This window comes from Kitasatospora sp. NPDC049285, from assembly GCF_040678815.1.
Taxonomy (GTDB): Bacteria; Actinomycetota; Actinomycetes; order Streptomycetales; family Streptomycetaceae; genus Kitasatospora.
The window spans coordinates 11717-32987 of sequence record NZ_JBFAQR010000018.1; the positions used below are offsets into that span (position 1 = coordinate 11717).

Here is a 21271-nt window from a genome sequence, read left to right on the forward strand (position 1 = left end):
CGACGTGCCGGCCGGTCACGACGACGGTCGGCGCGTCGAGGGCTCCACATCCGGGATCGGTCCGGACGGCGTCGAGACACGGCCGCGACGAGCCCTCATGGTGACGAACGCTCAGTTGATAATTGGTGCTCGTCCCGACCGGATGAGGTATCCCCACGTGAGAGCACTCCCTCCCTCGGCCACCGTCCGTGCCGCGCTGGCCGCCGCCCTCCTCGCCGTCCTGCCGACCGCCGCGCCGACGGCTGCAACCGCAGCCCCCACCGCTACCGCCGCCGTCTTCGACACCGCACCGGCCCAGGCGGCGCTGGCCCGCCTCCTGCCGCACCACGCAGGGCAGTTCACGCTGGAGGCGGTCGCCCGCCCTGCCACCGGTGACTGGTTCGGCGTCTCCGGCAGCGCGGGCGCCGTCCGCATCCAGGGCACCAGCCCGGCCGTGCTGCTCAGCGGCGTCAACGAGTACCTGCACTCCAGCGCCCACGTCGACATCGGCTTCCCCGGCGACAGCACCAGCAGTCTCCCCGCCACCCTGCCGGCACCGGTCGCGGTCACCCGCTCCGCGTCGGTGGCCAACCGGTTCGCGCTCAACGACACCGACGACGGCTACGCCGGGGCCCACCGCGACTGGGCCGCCTGGGAGCGGGAGATCGACGTCCTCGCCCTGCACGGCGTCAACGAGGTCTTCCTGCCGATCGGCACCGAGGCCGCCTACGTCGACGCGCTCCAGGAGTTCGGCTACACCAGGGACGACCTGCTCGCCTGGGTCCCCGGCGCCTCGCACCAGCCGTGGTGGCTGCTGCAGAACATGTCCTCCTTCGGCGGACCGCTCACCCCGCAGCAGCTCGCCGACCGGGCCGCGCTCGGCCGCAGACTCGCCGACCGGCTCCGGGAGTTGGGCATGACGCCCGTCCTGCCCGGCTACTTCGGCACCGTCCCCCCGGGCTTCGCCGCCAAGAACCCCGGCGCGGCCGTCGTCCCGCAGGGCAGCTGGGTCGGCTTCCAGCGCCCGGACTGGCTCGACCCGCGGACCACGGCCTACACCGCCCTGGCCGCCTCCTTCTACCGCCACCAGCGCACCCTGCTGGGCGACTCGGCGATGTACAAGATGGACCTCCTGCACGAAGGCGGCAGCCCCGGCACCGTGCCCGTGCCCGACGCGGCCAGGGCGGTCATGAACGCCCTGCAGACCGCCCGCCCCGGTGTGACCTGGGTCCTGCTGGGCTGGCAGGACAACCCCTCCACCCAGATCATCGACGCGGTCGACAAGACCAGGCTGTTCATCGTCGACGGCCTCTCCGACCGCTACGACAACCTCGACCGCGAGACCTCCTGGCACGGCGCCCCGTACGCCTTCGGCACCATCCCCAACTTCGGCGGCCACACCACGATCGGCGCCAACACCGCCGTCTGGACCGCCCGCTTCGAGCAGTGGCGCAGCAAGCCGGGCAGCGCCCTCCAGGGCATCGCCTACCTGCCCGAGGGCACGGGCGGCAACCCGGCCGCCTTCGACCTGTTCACCACCCTCGCCTGGCGCACCGGCCCGACCGACCAGCAGAAGTGGTACGCCGACTACGCCGCCTACCGCTACGGCGGACCCGACACCCACGCCGCCAAGGCGTGGGAGCTGCTGCGCACCGGCCCGTACAGCATGCCCTCCGGCACCTGGAGCGAGGCGCAGGACAGCCTCTTCACCGCCCGACCCTCGCTCACCGTCGCCACCGCCGCCTCGTGGAGCCCGACGGCCATGCGCTACGACCCCGCCACCGTCCAGCGGGCGCTGACCGAACTCCTCCAGGTCGCCCCGGCGTTGCAGACCAGCGACGCCTACCGCTTCGACCTGGTGGACGTGGCCCGGCAGGCGCTGGCCAACCGCAGCCGCACCCTGCTGCCGCAGCTCAAGGCCGCCTACGACGCGAAGAACCTCACCGCCTTTCGCGCCGCCGCCACGGAGTGGAAGAACGACCTCGCCCGGCTGGACACGCTGCTCGCCACCGACACCCGCTTCCTGCTCGGCCCCTGGCTGGACGCCGCCCACAGGTGCAGCACCCTGGACGCCGAACAGGCCGCCTGCGAGTTCGACGCCCGCTCGGTCCTCACCACCTGGGGCGACCGCTCCGGCAGCGAGTCGGGCGGACTGCACGACTACGCCGACCGCGAATGGTCCGGCCTGGTCTCCGACTTCTACACGATGCGCTGGACCAGGTACCTCGACAGCCTGGACGCCGCCCTGACGACCGGTCAGCTCCCCGCCGCCATCGACTGGTTCACGGTGGAGAACGCCTGGAACCACCAGCGGAACACCTACCCGACCACCGCGACGGGCGACCCCGTCGCGCAGGCCGCCGTGGTCCGCGACGCCCTCCCGCCGCTCGCCGCCGGCGGACCGGTCACCGGCATCGCCGGCGCCTGCGTGGACGTCACCGGCGGCAACTCCGCCAACGGCACCGGACTCCAGCTGTACACCTGCAACGGCACCCCGGCCCAGACCTGGACCCTGCCCGGCGACGGCACGCTGCGCGCCTACGGCAAGTGCATGGACGTCCGCAACGGTGCCACCACGGCCGGCACCGCGGTCCAGCTGTACGCCTGCAACGGCACGCCCGCCCAAGCGTGGGTCCACCGCGCCGACCAGACCCTGCAGAACACCAAGTCCGATCTGTGCCTGGACGCGAGCGGCGGCGGCAGCGCCAACGGCACGCCGTTGATCATCTGGACTTGCACCGCCACCGCCAACCAGCGCTGGACCCTACCGGCCTGAGCCCCGCCGCCCGCGCCTCGTCACCGAAGCCGGGTGCGGGCTCAGGGGCGCCGGGCGTTCCGGCGGACCAGCCACACCACCAGGACGATCGCCAGGACCACCAGGATCGCGACCAGCAGGAGGACGATCAGCCAGCCCTTGGACTTCTTCTTGCTCTTGCTCTTGGTCTTGCTCTTCGCCAACCGGGTGGCGGCGGCCTGCTCCCGCTGCCCGGTTGGTGCCAGGGCCGGCGCGCCGACCGCGGGTGCCTGCTGTACGGCTGCGACCGCTGCGGTGCGGGGCGCGGCCGTCGCCGTGCCGGTGGCGAGCGTGGCGCCGCCGCCCACCAGCGCCAGGGCGAGCAGTACCCCTGCCAGACGTGTTCTCATCCGATTGACCTCTTTCCCCCGGCCCGACCTGTGATCGGATCACTGTGGCAGGCGCCGGCCGCACCGCGACAGGGGGAACGCGCGGCCCGTTCCCGGACTGTGACGGTGTCACAGCACTGTGGCAGCGGGTTGCTCCGGCGCGGGGCCCGGCCGCTCTGGTCAGGAGGCGGCGAGCAACTCGCTGACGGTGCGCGGTTCGCGGCCGAGGAGCGTGCCGAGCAGCGGGTCGACACCGGCGAAGTAGCCCTGTGCGGCGGCCTGGTAGATGCCGAGGGTGAAGCGTGCCATGAACTCCTGCGTGCCCCGGGCGGTCTGGGCCGCGACCCACTCCTCGGGGTCGACGGTGACGCACTCCACCGTGCGGCCGCTGAGCTCGGAGGCGAGGGCGGCGACCTGCTGGAACGTCGGCGCCGCGCCTGCGGTGAGGGTCGTCGGGCCGTCGTGCGCGCCGTCGGAGGCGATCACCGCGGCGGCGGCCTCGGCGGCGTCCTCGCGCGCGGTCCACGACACCGGGCCGTCGGCGGGGACGGTGATGATGCCGGTCTCGCGCCATGGGCCGGCCAGCCAGGCGAGGCTGTGCGCGTAGAAGCCGTTGCGCAGGGAGGTCCAGGCGACGCCGGAATCGGCGAGCAGCTGTTCGGTCGCGGCGTGGGTGCGCGCGGGGCCGAAGGCGCTGCCGGGGTGGGCGCCCTGGTGGCTGGTGTAGAGGATGCGGCCGACGCCCGCGGCGGCGGCCGCGTCGATCGCGGTGCGGTGCAGGGCGACGGCGTCGGCGCCGGGGTCGCTGGCGGAGACCAGCAGCAGCTGGTCGGCGCCCTCGAAGGCGCGGGGGAGGGAGGCCGGGTCGGCGTAGTCGCCGTGGCGCACCTGTATGCCGAGGTCGGCGAACCGCCGGGCCTTGGCGGTGTCCCGGACGGCGACGGCGAGGTCGGCGGCGGGGACGCGTTCGAGGAGATGGTCGACGGTGGCGCCGTTGAGCGCGCCGGTGGCACCGGTGATGACGATCATGGTTCGCTCCCAGGTGTTATCGGTGATTCTCTCGTCACGTTAACAGTGAAACTCCATCGATAACAAACATGAGATACCGTTGGAAACGTGAACGATCCCGATCCCCGACCCCCGCAGACCTCGCGTGACGCCGTGCGCTCCCGACTGGTCGAGGTCGCCGCCCACCTACTCGCCACCGAAGGCCCCGACGCGGTCACCACCCGCTCCGTGGCACTCGCCGCAGGCGTCCAGGCGCCCACCATCTACCGCCTGTTCGGCGACAAGGACGGGCTGCTCAACGCCGTGACGGAACACGGCCTCACCAGCTACCTGGCGCAGAAGCACCCGGTCGACGCCGACGACGACCCGGTGCAGGGCCTGCGCACCGGATGGGAGCTGCACATCGGCTTCGGCCTCGCCAACCCGGCGCTGTTCCGGCTGATGAACACCAGGGTGCCGACCGCAGAAGGACGCTCCGCCGCCGAAGCCGGTGAGCAAATCCTGCGCCAGCGGGTGCACCGCGTCGCCCGCGCCGGACGCCTCCGCGTCCCCGAGCACCGCGCCGTCGACCTCGTGCACGCCGCAGGCACCGGCGTCGTCCTCACTCTGATCGACCAGCCCGAGGACCGCCGCGACACCGCCCTCGCGGACCTGGCCTGGGACGCACTCTGCGCCGCCGTCCTCACCGACCCCTGCGCCGCACCCCCCGGTCCGGCCGCCGCCGCCGTGACCCTGCACGCCGCGCTGCCCACCCTCACCATGCTCACCCCGCACGAACGCGCCCTGCTCGGCGACTGGCTGCACCGCATCGCCACCACCTGACACGCCGTCACCGGCCCGGTGCGGCTCGGTGCCGTGCCCATCCGGATCGGCGCGGGCTCCGAAGGAGATGGCGGGACCACACTCGGGGCGCGGTTCGTGGATGACATGATCGCGAGCGGGGAACAGGGAGTCGTGTGGAGATCACCGGGAGTAGCAGCGGGCGGGCGTGGGAGCCGTGGCCGGAACTGATGGCCGGTCACCGTCCCGTTCTCGTGGCCCCGTCGGACCCGGCACGTCCCGCGCACGCCGGGGAGGGATGGGGCGGTGACAACGCGCTGCCCCAGCTGCGGGAGGACTGGTCCGCGGCGTACGACGGCACCCGCTTGACCGTCCACCGGCTCGGCCGCGCCGCCTGGTACGACGGACCGCTCTCGGCCGGCCGCGAATGGGCGCGCGCCCTGCGCTCGCACCGCACCCTGCTGCTGCTCACCGGACCGTTCACCAGCCCGTTCGACTTCCCCGCCGCCGCTGCCGAAGGCCGCCTGCTGCTGCTCGCCGTCCCCGCCCGCGTGGTCGACGCCCACCAGCACCCGCCCGCGGCCTGAGGCGGCCGTGGTGATGCCGCGTCAGCCCAGGGCGCGGTCGAGGTTGAAGGCGGCGCTGATCAGGGAGAGGTGGGTGAAGGCCTGGGGGAAGTTGCCCAGTTGCTCGCCGGTCGGGCCGATCTCCTCCGCGAACAGGCCGAGGTGGTTGGCGTAGGTGAGCATCTTCTCGAAGGCGAGCCTGGCCTCCTCCAACCGGCCCGCCCGGGCCAGCGCCTCCACGTACCAGAAGGAGCAGATCGAGAAGGTGCCCTCGGGGCCGTGCAGGCCGTCCGGGCTGGTGGCGGGGTCGTAGCGGTACACCAGCGAGTCGGAGACCAGGTCGGTGGAGAGCGCGTCCAGGGTGGAGAGCCACTTGGGGTCGGTGGGCGAGATGAACTTGGCCATCGGCATCATCAGCAGCGAGGCGTCCAGCACGTGGCCGTCCAGCCCCTGGACGAACGCGCCCCGCCGGTCCGACCAGCCGCGCCGCATGATCTGCCGGTAGATCGCGTCCCGGGACGCCCGCCAGCGGGGCAGGTCCGCCGGCAGGCCGCGGTGGTTCGCCATGCGTATCGCGCGTTCCAGCGCCACCCAGCACATCAGCCGCGAGTACACGAAGTCCCGGCGGCCCGCCCTGGTCTCCCACACCCCCTCGTCGGGCTGGTCCCAGTGCTCGCAGAGCCAGTCGGCCACCCCGCCGACCTCGTCCCAGCGGTCACTGCTGATCGGCTGCCCCCACTTGTCGTAGAGGTAGACGGAGTCGATCAGCGCACCGTAGATGTCCAGTTGGAGCTGGCCGGTGGCGGCGTTGCCCACCCGGACCGGTGCGGAGCCGAGGTAGCCCTCCAGGTGCGGCAGTTCGCGTTCGGGCAGGTCGGTGCGCCCGTCGATGCCGTACATGATCTGCAGCGGACCGCTCTCCGCCGAGCCCCGCAGGATGCCCCGCTCGTCGAGGAACCCCATGAACGCCTCGGCCTCCGAGGTGAACCCCAGGCGCAGCATGGCGTAGACGCAGAAGGCGGCGTCCCGCACCCAGACGTAGCGGTAGTCCCAGTTGCGCTCGCCGCCGACCTGCTCGGGCAGGCTGGTGGTCGGTGCGGCGATGATCGCGCCGGTCGGCACATAGGTGAGCAGCTTCAGCACCAGCGCGGAGCGGTTCACCATCTCCCGCCACCGCCCGTGGTAGCGCGAGCGGGCCAGCCAGTGGCGCCAGAACCGGACGGTCGCCTCGGCCTGCTCCTGCGCCTCGGCCCGCGGGCAGGACCGGAGCGGGACGTCGTCGCCGATCTGGTCGAGCGCGAACACGTGGGACTCGCCCTCGAGGAGCTTGAAGTGCGACCGGACGTCCGGTCCGTCGCCCTCCAGCGGTGCGGTGGCGGTCAGGGCGAGCGTCAGCGACGGGGAGCGGAACACCGCCCGGTCGCCCTCGAGGTGCATGGTGTGCGTCTCGGCGCCGTACCCGAAGCGCGGGGCGATCCGCGCCCGGAAGGGGAGGGTCCCGCGGACGCAGACCACCCGCCGGATCAGCCGGTGCCGGGCCGCCTCGCGGGACTCGTCGACCACCGGCATGAAGTCCTGGATCTCCGCCACCCCGTCCGCGGCGAAGAACCGCGTGATCAGCACGTTCGTGTCGGGGAAGTAGAACTGCCTGGTGCGGGTCGGGACCTCGGCAGCCAGCTCGAACGACCCGCCCCGGTCTGCGTCCAGGATGGAGCCGAAGACGCTCGGCGCATCGAAGCGCGGGCAGCAGTACCAGTCGATGGTGCCGTTCGTGCCGACCAGGGCGGCGGTCCGAAGATCGCCGATCAGGCCGTGCTCGGCGATGGGCAGGTAGCGGCAGCTGTCCGCCTGCTCGAAACCAGTCAGGTCGAACGCCATGTCGGCTCCCTGCCGCTGCGGTTCGGGTCTGGAGATCAAGCCTTTTTCATGCTAGTACGCCAGTCGTAATCCGCTATGGAGGCTGGTCGGCGGCCTGGCGGCGGGGACTCCTACGGCCTGAGGACGATCTTGCCGTGGGTGTGGCGGCGTTCGAGCTCGGTGTAGGCCTCGCGGACCCGGGCCAGCGGGTAGACGTTCGCGATCGGCAGGTCCAGCCGTCCGTCGGCGATCAGGCCGGCGAGTTCGGTGAGCACCTTGGCGCCCGGCCCGGCCGCGACCCCTCCGTCGGTCTTCACTCCGTGCTTCTCGGCGGCCGTGAAATCGGCGATGGTGTCGATCCGATCGGTCGCGACGCCGAGGGCGAGGGCCAGTTCGACAGGCCGTGACACCGACGACGTACAGGCTGCCCGCCACCTCCCACGAGACCCCGTCCGGCTTGCGCGTCAGGTCCCCGGCCTCGACCAGGACCAACTCGGCCTGGGAGGACCGCCTCTGGGAGAACCCGATCACTCCGTCGCCGGGCGAGAACCCGCCGACCCCGGGGCCGACCTCCTCGACGACCCCGGCGAGGTCGCTGCCCTGACCGGACGGGAACGTCGACGGGAACAGCTGCGCCACCGCCCCCGTGCGGATGGCCGCCTCACTCGGGTTGATGCCGGCCGCCTTCACGCGTACGAGCAGCTGCCCGTCCCCGGGCGCCGGGCGCTCCACCTCGTCGACCCGCAGCACGTCGATCCCGCCGAACCCGTCGTACCTGACGGCCTTGGGCATGATCGCTCTCCTTCGACTCGCTGGAGCCGGCCGGGGCGTGGGCTACGCCCGCCGGAGTTCGAGCACCGGAATGACGCGGATTCCGGCGGTCCGGCGCTCGTAGTCGGCGAAGCCGGGGTAACGCCGCGCCTGCTCGGCGTAGACGCGGTCGCGTTCGGCGCCGACCACTTCGCGGACGGTCACCCGGTAGGTCGCGGTGCCGCGTTCGACGCTGCCCGCGCCGGCGGCGGTCAGGTTGCGGTACCAGTCCGGGTCGGTGGGGGCTCCGCCCTTGCTCGCGAAGACGTAGACGGTGTCCGGCTCGGCGTCGTGCGGGAGGTACATCATCGGGGTGACGCGCTCCTGCCCGCTCTTGCGCCCGCGGTGGTGGACGAGGACCAGCGGGGCGCCCTCGAAGGCCCCGCCGACCCTGCCCTCGTTCGCGCGGAACTCCGCGATGGTCTTCGCGTTCCAGTCGGCTGCGTCGCTCATGTCGGGCTCCTGTCGTTCACGATCGGGACGGGTGGAGGTCAGGCGGCGACGGGCGCGGCCGTGCGCAGCGGTGCGAGCGCGGCGCTCCAGGCGATGACCTGGTCGAGCATCGTGTTCAGGGCGGCCAGGTTGTACTCGCCGGGCTTGAAGACGCGGTAGTTCTCGAACTCGGTGACCATCGACAGTGCGACCTGCTGGCGCACGTCGGCCATCTGCAGTTCGGCGGCGACCATGCGCAGGTGCTCGACGGACCGGACGCCGCCGACCCCGCCGTAGGACACGAAGCCGACCGCCTTGTTGTTCCACTCCGCGTAGAGGAAGTCGAGGGCGTTCTTCAGCACGCCGGGGATGCCGTGGTTGTACTCGGGAGTCACGATGACGAACCCGTCGAACGGGGCGATCGTGGCTGCCCACTGCCTGGTGTGCTCGTGCTGGTACCGGCCGAAGGACGGCGGCAGCGGCTCGTCGAGGAGCGGCAGGGGGTGGTCGCGGAGGTCGACGAGTTCGAACTCGGCGTCGTCGCGGCGCGAGGCGATGTCGAGCACCCACTTCGCCACCTGTTCGCCGTTGCGGTTGGGGCGGGTGCTGCCGAGGATGATGCCGATCTTGACCATGACGTTTGCCTTCTCACCTGCGGCGCTTCGTCTGCGGAAGTGCGCTGTCCGATAGATCACATGCTGGCCAGATGATCTGTCCAACAACGGATCGGCGGGTACAATTCCGGTTATGAGCACGGAGAGTCCGACCACGCCGACCACGCCGACCACGCTGGCCGACGGCGCCGACTTCGCCGGGGACTTCGGTCTCTCCCTCCTCGTCCTGATCCGCGCCTACCGGACCGTCGTCGCGTCGGCCCTCGACGGCATCCCGCAGGGGGCCCGCGGCTACCAGACGCTCGCCGCCGCCGTTCGCGGGGACCAGCACAACCAGCTCGCCCTGGCCGCGTACCTGGGGATCGACCGCACGGTGATGACCTACCTGATCGACGAACTCGTCGCGGCCGGCCTGGTCGAGCGCCGGCTCACCCCCGCCGACCGGCGCCAACGCAAGATCGTCGCCACCGCCCAGGGCGTACGGACCCTGCAGGACCTGCAGCGGCGGGTACGGGAAGCCGAGGACCGGCTCCTGGCCGCGCTCGACGAGAACGAGCGCCAGGCGTTCCGAACCCTGCTGGGCCGAATCGCCTGCGACGTCCGGGACATGGACCTGAGCGATGCCCCGTGCGACGACACGTCCGACTCGTGCGACCTCGCCGAACCGGAGTCCTAGCTCGCCGGGTTGAGGGTGCGTCAGCCCGCACAGGGGCGGGACACCCGAGGTGTTTTCGGTGCCGGCGGCCCCCGGGTCGGCTACCCTCTGGCCGACGGTCGTCGTACCTCCTGGGGATGGCATGGTCGCTGTGGAACTGGCCGCGCGTGCGGCCGAGTTGGGGACGGACCGGTACGACCCGGCCGCGCTGCTGGGGGAGTTCCGGCGCAGTGCCGTGCTGGTGCCGGTGACCGGTGAGGGCGGGTGGTGGGCGGCCGACGCCGGTGGGATCCGGTGGATCCACGCCTTCTCGGGCGAGGAGGCGTTCTCCCGGTTCGCGGTGGAGCGGGACGGCCGCGCCGGGGTGGAGTGGTCGTACGTCTCGGTGTACGGGGCGCGGCTGCTGGACGTGGCGGTGCCCGCCGCGCCGGTACCGACCGGGGTGGTGCTGGACGTCGCCGGGCCCGCACCGGCGTTCTTCCCTCCGGTGCGGGGGATCGTGCCGGACGCGGCGGCGCTGGCCGGTGCGGGGGCGGACGACGGTGACCGATAGCTATGCGGTGGACCCGGCGGCGCTGAAGCTGGCCGCGGACGGCATCAACCAGGCGATCACGGAGCTGAAGACGCTGGGGATCGACGAGTCCGCCGAGGTGGGCCGGGGATTCTCGAACGTCGACCTGACCGCCCTGCAGGTCGGGCACGGCGGTCTGCACGGCGCGTTCTCCGGCTTCGCCGAGCGCTGGGCGTGGGGCGTGCGCTCCCTGGTCCAGGACGGCAACGAGATCGCGGTGCGGCTCGGCCTGTCGGCCGGGCTGTACCACGACCAGGAGCAGTACGTGTCGGGCACGCTCAAGGACGTGGTGAACGCCGCGATGGGCAACCCGGACCTGACGCAGGAACAGGTCGAGGCGCAGTCCTGGGGGAAGACGCTGTCCGACAACCCGTACACGCAGCTCCGGGACGCCGACTACTCGGCCCAGTCCGCGGCCGAGGCCGCCGACCACATGAAGCAGAGCTGGCAGGCGGAGGGCCGCGACCTGATGGACGGTCCGATGGGGATCAACCGGCAGGCGAACGAGGCGCTGGGCCTGGGGGACGCGTACGACCAGGCGCAGACCGACCTGTTCGGCACCCGGCCGGTGCCGCGGCAGCGGAGTGACGGCGGGGAGGGCTGAGGTGGGCTTCGGTGACTTCCTCGACAGCGTCGGCGACAGCCTGGAGAGCGGCTTCGACACGGTCAAGGCCGGCGTGGGCTCGGTCCTCGACGCGGAGGCCCACCTGGTCGGTGACGGCCTGGACCTGGTGGGTCTGCACGGCGCCGCGCACGCGGTCGACTCGTTCGGGGACAGCGTCGCGGACTCGCTGGGCGCGCAGATCGGCGAGGCGCAGCTCGGCGAGTCCGAGGACCCCGAGGACCTGGTGCACGGCGACGTGGGGGCGATCGGCACGTCGGTCGGACACCTGCGGAAGTTCTCGGCGGCGTTCGAGTCGACCGGCGAGGGCCTGACCCGGCTGGACCACGACCACTGGCAGGGGCAGGCGGCCGACGCGTTCCGGGCGAAGTTCGCGCCGCACCCCAAGCTGTGGCTGACGGCGGCGGACGCCTGCCGGACGGCCGCGGACGCGCTGGAGCAGTACGCGCAGACCGTGCAGTGGGCGCAGCAGCAGGCCCAGCAGGCCGTCGACGCGTACCGGGCGGCGAAGCAGGCGTCCGAACAGGCCAGGGACGCGTACAACCAGGACGTCGACCGGTACAACCGTCAGGCGCGGGCCTGGAACGAAGAGGCCGGGGCCGGGAACGACCCGGGTCCCGCGCCGACCAGGCCGGCCGCATTCAGCGACCCGGGCGAGGCCGGGCTGAAGGAGGCTCAGGAACTGCTGCGGACCGCCCGGCAGCAGCGGGACTCCGCGGGCGAGGCCGCGAAGGCCGCGGTGGACGCGGCGACCGCGACCGCGCCGGCCGAGCCGAGCTTCCTCGAACGGATGGGCAAGGACCTGTCGGACGCGTTCCAGGGGTCGATGGTCGGTCAGCTGCACCTGGCCGGCGGCATCGTCAAGGGCGCGGCGGACATCGTGAAGTTCGCCCGCGGGCTGAACTCGATGGACCCGTACAACACGACCCACCCCGCCCAGTACGCCGACCACGTGTCGACCACGGCCGTGGGTCTGCTGCACGCCGCGAACCACCCGACCGAGCTGCTGTCGGCGGTGGTCGGCTCGGGGTGGGGCTCGGACCCGTTCGAGGCGGGCGGCAAGCTGATCACCAACCTGGCGTTCGGCGCGGTGACCGGCGGTGGCGGCGAGGCGGCCGCGGTCGCCGAGCGGGCCGGGCTCACCGTCGCCGAGGACGCCGCGGAGAACGCCGCCCGCAACGTCGCCGAGGACGCCGGGCAGAACGCCGCGCGCAACGCCGCAGAGGAGACCGCGGAGAACGCCGCCCGGCAGGACGCCTCGGTGGCCGCCCGGGACGCGGCGGAGGACGCGCCGAAGGAGGCCCGCGCCCCGGAGGAGGTCAAGACCTGCGGCGACCCGGTCGACGTGGCCACCGGGCAGATGGTCCTCCGGCACACCGACCTCTCGCTGGCCGGCTCGCTCCCGCTGCTGTTCGAGCGCGCCCACACCTCCGCCCACCGCTCCGGCCGCTGGCTCGGACCGAGCTGGGCGAGCAGCCTGGACGAGCGGCTGGTGATCGACGCCGAGGGCGTGCTGCTGCTGCGCGCGGACTGCGGACTGCTGTCCTACCCGCACCCGGTGCCCGGCGTGCCGACCATGCCGGTGGCGGGCACCACACGCTGGCCGCTGGCCCGCGACGCCGAGGGCGCGTACACCGTGGTGGATCCGCGGGCCGGGCTGACCCGGACGTACCTGCCGGAGCCCGAGGACCCCTCGATCGCGCTGCTGACCGAGGTCCGCGACCGCAACGGCCGCTGGATCGCCTACGACTACGACGACGCGGGCGCCCCGGTGGCGATCCGCCACCACGCCGGACACCGGGTCGAGGTCGACGTCGCGGACGGCCGGATCACCGCGCTGCGCCTCGCCGACGCGGGGCCCGACGGCGCCGAGATCGTCCGCTTCGCCTACACCGACGGCCATCTGACGGGCGTTCGGAACTCCTCCGGCCTCGCTCAGCGCTTCGCCTACGACCAGCGGGGCCGGATCACCGCCTGGCTGGACCGCAACGACCGGCGCTACGACTACGCCTACGACCACCTCGACCGCTGCACCGACCAGGGTGCGCCCGGCGGCGAGCTGCGCTACCACTACGACTACGCGCCGCGCGACCCCGCGACCGGCCACCGGACCACGGCCGCCACCGACTCGCTCGGCCACACCACGCGGTACCTGGTGGACGAGCAGAGCCGGGTGGTGGCCGAGACCGACCCGCTGGGCCACACCACCCGGTACGCGTTCGACCGCCACGGCCGCCCGGCGACCGTCACCGACCCGATGGGCCGGGTCACCGCCTACACGTACGACGAACGCGGCAACGTCACCACCGTGATCCGGCCCGACGGGGCGCAGATCCTGGCGGTCCACAACGAGCTGGACCTCCCGACCGTGGTGGTGGACGCCGACGGCTCCACCTGGCGGCACAGCTACGACGAGCGCGGCAACATGACGGTCTCGGTCGACCCGGAGGGCGGGACGACCCGGTACGCGTACGACGGGCTCGGGCACCTGGTGGCAGTGACCGACCCGCTCGGCGCGGTCACCCGGGTGGTGCGCGACGAGGCGGGCCGGCTGCTCCGGGTCACCGATCCGCTCGGCGCGAGCGTCAGTTACACCCGGGACGCCTTCGGCCGCGCGGTCGCCAGCGAGGACCCGGTGGGCGGGGTGACCCGCTACCGGTGGACGGTGGAGGGCCGCCTCGCCGAGCGGGTGACACCGGCCGGGGGCCGCGAGCAGTGGCGCTACGACGGCGAGGGCAACGTCGTCGAGCACGTCGGCGCGGCGGGCGGGGTGACCCGCTTCGCCTACTCCCACTTCGACCAGCTCGCCGCGCGCACCGGCCCGGAGGGCTCCCGGGTGGAGTTCGGGTACGACACCGAGCTGCGGCTGGTCCGGGTGACCAACGCCGAGGGGCTGACCTGGGACTACGTCCGGGACGCGGCGGGCCGGGTGGTCTCCGAGTCGGACTTCAACGGGCGGACGCTCGCCTACCGGCGCGACGCCTGCGGGCGGGTGACGGTCCGCACCGACGGGGCCGGCGGAACCGTTCGCTACGAGCACGACGCACTGTCGCGGGTCGTCCGCAGGCTGGTGGACGGCGCCGCCACCGGCTTCGAGTGGGACCGGGCGGGCCGGATGGTCCGCGCGGTCGGACCCGACGTGGAGCTGACCCGCGAGTACGACCGGCTGGGCCGGATCACCGCCGAGGTCTGCGACGGCCGGCGGATCGAGAGCGCCTACGACGGCGCGGGCCGCCGGGTCCGCCGGGTCACGCCCTCCGGCGTGGCGAGCCACTGGCAGTACGACGCGGCGGGCAACCGCACCGCGCTCAGCTCCCTCGGCGGCCGGATCGACTTCGGCTACGACCGGGCGGGCCGGGAGACCGAACGGACGCCGGGGCCGGACCGGCGGGTGACCGTCGCCAGCCGCTGGGACGCCGACCACCGGCTCGCCTGGCGCGGCCTGCTGCGCGCGCAGGACCCGGCCGAGCCGGTGCCCGCGAAGCCCTTCCACGGGCGGAGCTACACCTACCGCCCGGACGGCCTGCTCACCGCCGTCGACGACCACCTGTCGGGCCGTCAGGACATCGCGCTGGACCTCGACGGCCGGATCACCGCGGTGACCGGCCAGGAGTGGAGCGAGCGGTACGTCTACGACACCGCGGGACCGATCGCCGAGGCCCACTGGCCCGAGTCGGCCGGCACCGAGGGCACCACGGGCACCCGCGCGTACGCGGGCACCCGGGTCGTCCGGGCCGGGCGGGTCCGCTACGAGTACGACGCCCAGGGCCGGATCACCCTGCGGCAGAAGACCCGGCTGTCGAAGAAGCCCGACACCTGGCGGTTCAGCTGGGACGCCGAGGACCGGCTGACCGGCGTGGTCACACCGGACGGCGCGTCCTGGGCGTACCGCTACGACCCGCTGGGCCGCCGGGTGGCCAAACTCCGGCTGGAGGCCGACGGCTCCATCGCGGAGGAGACGCGCTTCACCTGGGACGGGTTCAACCTGGCCGAGCAGCGCAGCCGGGAGGCCGGCTCCCCGGACCTCCACGTGCTCACCTGGCAGCACAAGGGCACCCACCCGGTCGCGCAGATCGAGCAGGTGGTCCGTGGCGGTGGGCCGGCTGCCGTCGACCAGGCCGCCGTCGACCACCGGTTCTTCGCCATCGTCACCGACCTGGTCGGGGCCCCGACCGAGCTGCTGGACGCGTCCGGTGCGATCGCCTGGCGCAGCCGCCGGACGGCCTGGGGGTCGACCACCTGGCCGCGGAAGAGCGCGACCTACACCCCGCTGCGCTTCCCCGGGCAGTACTTCGACCCCGAGACCCGGCTGCACTACAACGTCCACCGCTACTACGACCCGGAGTCCGGGCGGTACGCCTCGGCGGACCCGCTGGGCGCCGCGCCCGGCCCGGACAACTACGCGTACGTCGCCAACCCGACCGGCTGGATCGACCCGCTCGGCCTCACGCCCTGCCGGGAGGCCGCCAAGCAGCAGGCGCTGCGCGACGCCGGGGTCCCCGAGGGTGCGGAGCCGCTGGAGGAACGGCTGGTGCCCGCGACCACGCCGCGCGGCAAGCAGATCCTGGACGCCAACCACCAGCCGGTGTACTTCAAGGAGGAGGTCTACCTCAACGCCGACGACGAGCTCGTGGTGTTCCAGGACCACCACACCGGCCACCTCTACGGTGAGGGCGGCGTGGGCGACCAGCCCCCGCACGTCCACGTCCGCCCGTTCGACGACCCCCGCAACGGACAGATGCCGCCCCCGGCACAGGAGCACTACTACTATGACCCCGACCTGGGTTGACGCCCTGCGCAACCCCGAACAGCTGCTCGCGCTGTTCCGCTACCCGCCCGCCGACGAGCCGCTGCGGCTGCACTCCTGCCACCTCAACCGGCGGGGACCGGCCGTGACCCTGCGGCTGTCCACGCTGCGCTTCGTCGACGTCCCGCCCGCCGAGTGGCGGGCGGAGGAGGGGCTGGACGTCTTCGAGTTCCAGCTCCGCTTCCTCGACGTGGCGCAGGTCGCGATCACCGGCGGGCGGCTGCCGGTGGAGTGCCGGATCTCGCTGGCCGAACGTCCGGAGAACCGCTTCGCCGTGGTGGTGGAAGGGCCGGGCGTCCGGCTGGAGTTCAGCGCCAACCGGGAGCTCGCCATCGGCCACCTGAACGCCCACGCCTCGGCCGCCGGCCCGTACGGCACACCGCGCCGCCACCTCGGCAAGGTCGACGCGATCCGTTATCCGCAGACGCCGGACACCTGGGAGAAGACCTACTTTGAACGGCTCTGACTGGACCTCGCTGCTGCGCAACGGCGACGTGCTCCGCGGGCTGTTCGACCCGGTGCCGGCGCTGGAGTCGCTCGACCTGTTCTCGCTCCTGGTGGACGAGCGCGAGCACGGCCTGACCCTCGGGTTCGAGTCGCCCGGCCTGCCGGCGCAGGCCCCGCGACCCTGGGTCGAGCAGGGGCTGAACACCGTGGAGTTCCACCTGGTGTTCACGGGCCTGCGCCACCTGGACATCACCGGCTGGTCGTCCACCGGGATGACCGGCTACCGGTTCGAGCCGGAGGCCCACGGCGGCCTTCACCTGCTGATGACGGGGCCCGACGCGTTGGTGCGGCTGTCGGCCGACTCCTGCCGCGTCGAGGGCGTGCGCGCCTACCGGGCCGGCGGCGTCTAGCACGTTCACCGACCGAGACTGCCGGTCCCGGTGCCAGACTTGGTGGTGAGGGTTGGAGGCCGTGATGGGGTTCTACGCCGAGCAGGTCGTGCCGCGGATCGTCAACGTCGTCTGCGGGATGAAGGAGGCCGAGGAGCTGAGGCGCCGGGTCTGCGAGGGCCTGGAGGGCGAGGTCCTGGAGCTCGGGTTCGGCTCGGGCCTGAACGTGCCGTTCTATCCGGCGGCCGTCACGAGGGTGGACGCGGTCGAGCCCTCCGACGTGGGCTGGAAGCTGGCGGCGAAGCGGCTGGCGGCGACCTCCGTCCACGTGGAGCGCGGGGGGCTGGACGGCCAGGCGCTGCCGTTCGCGGACCACAGCTACGACGCCGCACTGTCGACCTGGACGCTGTGCACCATCCCCGACGCCGGTGCCGCGCTCCACGAGGTGCGGCGCGTCCTCAAGCCGGGCGGGACGCTGCACTTCCTGGAGCACGGCCTGGCCCCGGTCGAGGACGAGAGCGTGCGGCGCTGGCAGCAGCGGCTCGACCCGCTGGAGCAGCGGCTGTTCGCCGGGTGCCACCTGACCCGCCCGATCGTCGACCTGCTGACCGAGGCGGGCTTCGTCGTCACGGACCTGGACGTGTTCTACGAGAAGGGCGCCCCGAAGCCGATGGGCGCGGACTCGCTCGGGATCGCGATGTCACCCGCGTGAGGTGACCCGGGGCCGCGCGGTGCTCGAAGCCCCCGCGGTGCGGCGGGCGGGGCTTCAGTGGTCCGTGTGCGTTCTCGTCGCGGTGGCGAGGCCGGGTTGGAGGCGGCGGGCCACGTCGACGTGGTCGCCGGTCCAGATCAGCCGGATCGCGGCCGCCGTGGGCCTGCCGGTCCGGCCGGTCAGGTCGGTCCGGACGGATTCGACCAGGCGCGCCTCGGCGGCGGGACGGTACGCGACCGGTTCGGGGATCGGCGAGCGCTGCTCCAGGCCGGCCGCGAGGCCCCGGTACCACCCGGTCACCGCGGCGGTGGCACCGATGACCTCCCGGTGGGCGCCGGTGCGCGGGTCCGCCGCCCGCCCCGTCTCCGCGCGCCGCCACAGCGACACCACCGAGTCGGCGGCCAGCCGCAGTCCGACCACCCCGGTCACCAGCGTGGTCATCGCCGCCAACGGCACCCGCTTCGCGCCCCGCTCGGCGAGGTAGCTGCGGAACGCGTCGTCGAGCCGGCGCGCGGCGGCGGCCGCCGCCCGACTGGCCCGCTCGGGATCGTCGCCAGGCTCGGTGGTTCCGGCCGCGCCGGGGCCGAGGGCGTGCCCGACCGCGGCGGACAGGTACCCGGCGCTGGCCGTGTAGGCGTCCGCCAGGGCCCGGTCGATGGCGGCCGAGGCACCCCGGGGCCAGAAGAACAGCGCGACCAGCACGCTCACCGCGCACCCGAGGCCGATGTCCTGGACCCGCAGCAGGACGATGTGCCAGTCCGGGGCCTGGTTGATGTTGAACAGGATCGCCAGGGTGACCGTGAAGGCGGCCTGGCCAGCGGTGAAGGAGATCGCCGCAGGGGCGATCCCCGCCAGCAGGACGGCGAGCGGCAGCAGGAACCACAGGACCGTGCCGTGATGGCCCAGCAGCTGCAGCAAAGCCGCGCCCAGGACCGAGCCGATGACCGTGCCGAGCACCGCCCGCGCCGCGTTCTGCCCGGTGTTGAGGGCGTTCGAGCGCAGCACCGACAGCGTGCCGAGCAGCACCCAGAACGAGTGCTGGGCGCTGGTCACGTTCGCCAGCAGCACGCCGACGCCGAGGCCGACCGCGCCGCGCAGGCTGTTGTGCAGCCAGACGGAGTGCGGCTGCAGGTGGGCCGCCGCCCGCTGCCGTGCCGAGGCGAGCGGCATCGTCACCGCGCCGGGTTCGCGCCCCAGCAGCCGCTCCGGCCAGCTGCGCCGCTCGGCGGAGCCGGCCCGTTCGACGTTGCCCGCGACCTGCAGAACCGCGAACGCGAGTTCCTGGGCGCGGAACGACGGGTCGAGCGCGGCCAGGTACGCGTGGACCTCGGTGAGCGCCAGGCCGTCGGCACCGGTCGGCGGAGGTCCGGCGGGCAGCCGGGTGGTCGCGCCGGCCTCCAGGTCCGCGAGCGCCGCGCGCAGGTCCGCGGCGGCGGCGTGCAGCGGTCCCTGGTCGCCGCGCAGGTCGTCGAGGAGCTCGGCCGTGCGGTCGAGGACGGCCGCGGCCGAGCGGCGCACCGTGCGGGCGGCGGGATCGCAGGCCGGCGGCGTGTCGGTGTACACGGGGCGGTCGGCCAGGATGTCGCACAGCCAGGTGAGTTCGTCGACCAGCCGGACCAGGGCCCGCGAGGTCGTGGACAGCCCGGTCGGACGGTACGGCGTGGCGCCGAAGGCCCGGCGCAGGTCGGTCGCGGCGCGCGCCGTGCGCTCGGCCGCGGCGAGGCACGCGGACCGGTCCGGGGCGCCGCTCCCACCGGCCAGGAGGGCGGCCTCCGTCCGCAGCCGGTCCGAGGCGGCGCGGCACATCCGGGCGGCGGGTCCGCTGAGCGGGTCCGTGCCGGACAGCGGCCACAGCAGCGCGATCGCGGGGAGGGCCGCAGCCGTCGCCAGGCCCGCGCCCGCCAGCCGTTCCGGCAGCTGCGACACCGCCGCCGGCGCACTGACCGGCAGGACGAACGCCAGCAGCAGCGCGGTCGACGCGCCCGCGAGCACCGAGCTGACCACGCCGGAGAAGAGCACCAGGAAGGCGACCGCCATGGTCCCGACGACCGCGGTCCAGGTGTGCTGGGCCGCCAGCGTGCCGAGACAGATCAGCACCGCCCACGCGAGTCCCAGGCCCGCCTGCGCCCGCAGCCGCTCCACCATCGGCCCGCCGAAGTCGACCAGCAGCAGCATCGAGAACGACCCGAAGGCGGCGTAGCTCGCCATCGCCGGAGAGTGGAACACCTGGTTGCACAGCGCGAACAGCGCCGGCATCACCAGTGCCGTCCGGGCCGCCCGCCTGGTCGCCGCCAGCCGTGGGTCGCGAGCGCGCAGCCAGGCCGACACCCGTCCGGGCAGCAGACGCTCCGGCCATCGCACGGCTCAGCGCACCTCCCCTCGGCGGGCGGACACACCTACGAGTCTGAGCACCGTCCCCGATCCCCGCCCGCCGTACCGGCGGAAGGCGATCGCTCCGGTCTCTTTACCCGATGTTGGACGGGGCATTGCGGAGGCCGACCGGCGGGCCCTAGGCTCACCCCGCCATCAGTTAGGAAAGTTTCCTAATGTGAACAGGCATGTGAACCGGCACCCATCCCGTCCCCACACGAGGAGTGGCATGTCCTTCATCGGAACCGCCCGCGGCACCGCGATCGCCGTCGCCGCCGCGGCCACCGGCGGCCTGCTGGCCGCCGCGATCGGCACCACCACGGCGACCGCCGCCAGCACCAACCTCGCGCTGAACCGTCCCGTCACCGTCTCCTCCACCGAGTCCAGCAGCTACGGCGGTGCCAAGGCCGTCGACGGCTCCGGCACCACCCGCTGGGCCAGCACCGAGGGCGTCGACAACCAGTGGATCCGGATCGACCTCGGCACCGCCACCGGCGTCAACCGCGTGGTGCTGAAGTGGGAGGCCGCCTACGCCAAGGCGTACCGGATCGAGCTGTCCGACGACGGCTCCACCTGGCGGCAGATCTACTCGACCGGCACCGGAGACGGCGGCACCGACGACCTCGCGGTCAGCGGCACCGGCCGCTACCTGCGGGTCTACGGAACCCAGCGCGGCACCGCGTACGGCTACTCGCTCTGGGAGGTCGAGGCGTACGGCTCCGGCACCGCCACCCCCAGCCCGTCGCCGACCCCCACGTCCAGCGCCAGCCCGTCGCCCAGCCCCAGTCCGACGTCCTCGCCCTCCACCGGCGTGAACCTGGACGACCCGGCGAAGAAGGAGATCGCGATGAAGCTGGTCTCCAGCGCCGAGAACTCCTCGCTGGACTGGCGTGCCCAGTTCTCCTACATCGAGGACATCAACGACGGCCGCGGCTACACCGCGGGCATCATCGGGTTCTGCTCGGGCACCGGTGACATGCTCGACCTGGTCGAGGCCTACACGGCCAAGAAGCCGGGCAACGTGCTGGCCCCCTACCTGCCCGCGCTGCGCTCGGTCAACGGCACCAGCTCCCACCAGGGTCTGGACCCGGGCTTCCCCGCCGCCTGGCGGCAGGCCGCCACCGACCCGGTCTTCACCCAGACCCAGGAGTCGGAACGCGACCGCGTCTACTTCAACCCGGCCGTCGCCCAGGCGAAGTCGGACGGCCTGCGGGCGCTCGGCCAGTTCGCCTACTACGACGCCGCCGTGATGCACGGCCCCGACGGCCTGGCCGCCATCCGGAAGGCGGCGCTCGCCAAGGCCAAGCCCCCGGCGCAGGGCGGCAACGAGACCACGTACCTGAACGCGTTCCTCGACGCGCGCGAGACCGAGATGCGCAAGGAGGAGGCGCACAGCGACACCACCCGGGTCAGCACCGAGCAGCGGAAGTTCCTCAACGAGGGCAACTTCGACCTGACCCCGCCGCTGTCCTGGAGCGTCTACGGGGAGCCGTACACCCTCAACTCCTGACCTGACGGCACGCCGCTTC

The 21271-nt window shown here is 73.1% G+C and carries 17 protein-coding genes and 3 pseudogenes; 12 read left to right on the forward strand and 8 right to left on the reverse strand.

The window, feature by feature from the left end:
* The first annotated feature begins 157 nt into the window (after nt 1-157).
* A complete protein-coding gene (locus AB0K51_RS14465) occupies nt 158-2755 on the forward strand; it encodes an alpha-N-acetylglucosaminidase TIM-barrel domain-containing protein (RefSeq protein WP_363454250.1) in 2598 nt (865 codons plus the stop codon).
* A gap of 41 nt (nt 2756-2796) precedes the next feature.
* On the opposite strand, the gene AB0K51_RS14470 is transcribed toward AB0K51_RS14465, so the two are convergent.
* Nucleotides 2797-3123, reverse strand: a complete 327-nt coding sequence (locus tag AB0K51_RS14470) for a hypothetical protein (protein WP_363454252.1) — start codon at nt 3121-3123, stop codon at nt 2797-2799.
* Between the two features lie 159 nt (nt 3124-3282).
* Nucleotides 3283-4131 (reverse strand): NAD(P)H-binding protein, encoded by an 849-nt coding sequence (locus AB0K51_RS14475; RefSeq protein ID WP_363454254.1) that lies wholly within the window; start codon nt 4129-4131, stop codon nt 3283-3285.
* 87 nt (nt 4132-4218) lie between these two features.
* On the opposite strand from AB0K51_RS14475, the gene AB0K51_RS14480 reads away from it, so the two are divergent.
* Nucleotides 4219-4932 carry a TetR/AcrR family transcriptional regulator gene (locus AB0K51_RS14480; RefSeq protein ID WP_363454256.1) on the forward strand — a complete coding sequence of 238 codons (714 nt, stop codon included), beginning with the start codon at nt 4219-4221 and terminating at the stop codon, nt 4930-4932.
* 134 nt (nt 4933-5066) lie between these two features.
* A complete protein-coding gene (locus AB0K51_RS14485; protein ID WP_363454258.1) occupies nt 5067-5477 on the forward strand; it encodes a hypothetical protein in 411 nt (136 codons plus the stop codon).
* Between the two features lie 21 nt (nt 5478-5498).
* Here the strand turns inward: AB0K51_RS14485 and AB0K51_RS14490 are convergent, their stop codons facing one another.
* The 5 genes and pseudogenes from AB0K51_RS14490 to AB0K51_RS14510 all read right to left on the reverse strand — a co-directional run bounded on the left by AB0K51_RS14490 (nt 5499) and on the right by AB0K51_RS14510 (nt 9190).
* Nucleotides 5499-7334, reverse strand: a complete 1836-nt coding sequence (locus AB0K51_RS14490) for a glycoside hydrolase family 15 protein (protein WP_363454260.1) — start codon at nt 7332-7334, stop codon at nt 5499-5501.
* Nucleotides 7335-7444: 110 nt separating this feature from the next.
* Complete coding sequence (locus tag AB0K51_RS14495) at nt 7445-7723, reverse strand: zinc-binding dehydrogenase (RefSeq protein WP_363454262.1); 279 nt, start codon at nt 7721-7723, stop codon at nt 7445-7447.
* A 76-nt stretch (nt 7724-7799) separates the two neighbouring features.
* Nucleotides 7800-8105: pseudogene (locus AB0K51_RS14500) on the reverse strand (alcohol dehydrogenase catalytic domain-containing protein); the annotation flags it as partial.
* Nucleotides 8106-8147: 42 nt separating this feature from the next.
* Nucleotides 8148-8576 carry a nitroreductase family deazaflavin-dependent oxidoreductase gene (locus tag AB0K51_RS14505; protein ID WP_363454264.1) on the reverse strand — a complete coding sequence of 143 codons (429 nt, stop codon included), beginning with the start codon at nt 8574-8576 and terminating at the stop codon, nt 8148-8150.
* A 38-nt stretch (nt 8577-8614) separates the two neighbouring features.
* Complete coding sequence (locus AB0K51_RS14510; protein ID WP_363454266.1) at nt 8615-9190, reverse strand: NAD(P)H-dependent oxidoreductase; 576 nt, start codon at nt 9188-9190, stop codon at nt 8615-8617.
* Between the two features lie 112 nt (nt 9191-9302).
* Here AB0K51_RS14510 and AB0K51_RS14515 point away from each other — a divergent pair, with 112 nt between their 5' ends.
* The 7 genes from AB0K51_RS14515 (at nt 9303) to AB0K51_RS14545 (ending at nt 17372) form a co-directional block, all read left to right on the forward strand.
* On the forward strand, nt 9303-9845 hold the full coding sequence (locus tag AB0K51_RS14515) for a MarR family transcriptional regulator (protein ID WP_363454268.1): 543 nt from the start codon (nt 9303-9305) through the stop codon (nt 9843-9845).
* 121 nt (nt 9846-9966) lie between these two features.
* A complete protein-coding gene (locus AB0K51_RS14520; protein WP_363454270.1) occupies nt 9967-10377 on the forward strand; it encodes an SseB family protein in 411 nt (136 codons plus the stop codon).
* Nucleotides 10367-10999, forward strand: coding sequence for a hypothetical protein (locus tag AB0K51_RS14525; RefSeq protein WP_363454272.1), 633 nt, complete (start codon nt 10367-10369; stop codon nt 10997-10999). Before AB0K51_RS14520 ends, AB0K51_RS14525 begins: the two co-directional genes overlap by 11 nt.
* Nucleotide 11000: 1 nt before the next feature.
* On the forward strand, nt 11001-15806 hold the full coding sequence (locus AB0K51_RS14530) for a putative T7SS-secreted protein (protein WP_363454274.1): 4806 nt from the start codon (nt 11001-11003) through the stop codon (nt 15804-15806).
* Nucleotides 15787-16290: an Imm50 family immunity protein gene (locus AB0K51_RS14535; RefSeq protein WP_363454276.1), complete on the forward strand. Its 504-nt coding sequence runs from the start codon at nt 15787-15789 to the stop codon at nt 16288-16290. The genes AB0K51_RS14530 and AB0K51_RS14535 overlap by 20 nt, the downstream gene beginning before the upstream one ends.
* Nucleotides 16277-16681, forward strand: a complete 405-nt coding sequence (locus tag AB0K51_RS14540; RefSeq protein ID WP_363454278.1) for an Imm50 family immunity protein — start codon at nt 16277-16279, stop codon at nt 16679-16681. The genes AB0K51_RS14535 and AB0K51_RS14540 overlap by 14 nt, the downstream gene beginning before the upstream one ends.
* 64 nt (nt 16682-16745) lie before the next feature.
* Nucleotides 16746-17372 (forward strand): class I SAM-dependent methyltransferase, encoded by a 627-nt coding sequence (locus AB0K51_RS14545; RefSeq protein WP_363454280.1) that lies wholly within the window; start codon nt 16746-16748, stop codon nt 17370-17372.
* Nucleotides 17373-17426: 54 nt separating this feature from the next.
* Here the strand turns inward: AB0K51_RS14545 and AB0K51_RS14550 are convergent, their stop codons facing one another.
* The gene (locus AB0K51_RS14550) at nt 17427-19733 is read right to left on the reverse strand and encodes an FUSC family protein (protein WP_363454282.1); all 2307 of its coding nucleotides are present in this window, start codon (nt 19731-19733) and stop codon (nt 17427-17429) included.
* A 238-nt stretch (nt 19734-19971) separates the two neighbouring features.
* Here AB0K51_RS14550 and AB0K51_RS14555 point away from each other — a divergent pair.
* Together AB0K51_RS14555 and AB0K51_RS14560 are read left to right on the forward strand one after the other, a co-directional pair.
* Nucleotides 19972-20433: pseudogene (locus AB0K51_RS14555) on the forward strand (discoidin domain-containing protein); the annotation flags it as partial.
* 123 nt (nt 20434-20556) lie between these two features.
* Nucleotides 20557-21252, forward strand: a pseudogene (locus AB0K51_RS14560) (chitosanase); the annotation flags it as partial.
* Nucleotides 21253-21271: the final 19 nt, after the last annotated feature.

What these genes read in the sequence shown, in the direction of transcription:
- AB0K51_RS14470 (WP_363454252.1), bottom strand. Translation starts at nt 3,123, where the DNA reads ATGAGAACACGTCTGGCAGGGGTACTGCTCGCCCTGGCGCTGGTGGGC.
- AB0K51_RS14475 (WP_363454254.1), bottom strand. Translation starts at nt 4,131, where the DNA reads ATGATCGTCATCACCGGTGCCACCGGCGCGCTCAACGGCGCCACCGTC.
- AB0K51_RS14490 (WP_363454260.1), bottom strand. Translation starts at nt 7,334, where the DNA reads ATGGCGTTCGACCTGACTGGTTTCGAGCAGGCGGACAGCTGCCGCTAC.
- AB0K51_RS14505 (WP_363454264.1), bottom strand. Translation starts at nt 8,576, where the DNA reads ATGAGCGACGCAGCCGACTGGAACGCGAAGACCATCGCGGAGTTCCGC.
- AB0K51_RS14510 (WP_363454266.1), bottom strand. Translation starts at nt 9,190, where the DNA reads ATGGTCAAGATCGGCATCATCCTCGGCAGCACCCGCCCCAACCGCAAC.
- AB0K51_RS14515 (WP_363454268.1), top strand. Translation starts at nt 9,303, where the DNA reads ATGAGCACGGAGAGTCCGACCACGCCGACCACGCCGACCACGCTGGCC.
- AB0K51_RS14520 (WP_363454270.1), top strand. Translation starts at nt 9,967, where the DNA reads ATGGTCGCTGTGGAACTGGCCGCGCGTGCGGCCGAGTTGGGGACGGAC.
- AB0K51_RS14535 (WP_363454276.1), top strand. Translation starts at nt 15,787, where the DNA reads ATGACCCCGACCTGGGTTGACGCCCTGCGCAACCCCGAACAGCTGCTC.
- AB0K51_RS14545 (WP_363454280.1), top strand. Translation starts at nt 16,746, where the DNA reads ATGGGGTTCTACGCCGAGCAGGTCGTGCCGCGGATCGTCAACGTCGTC.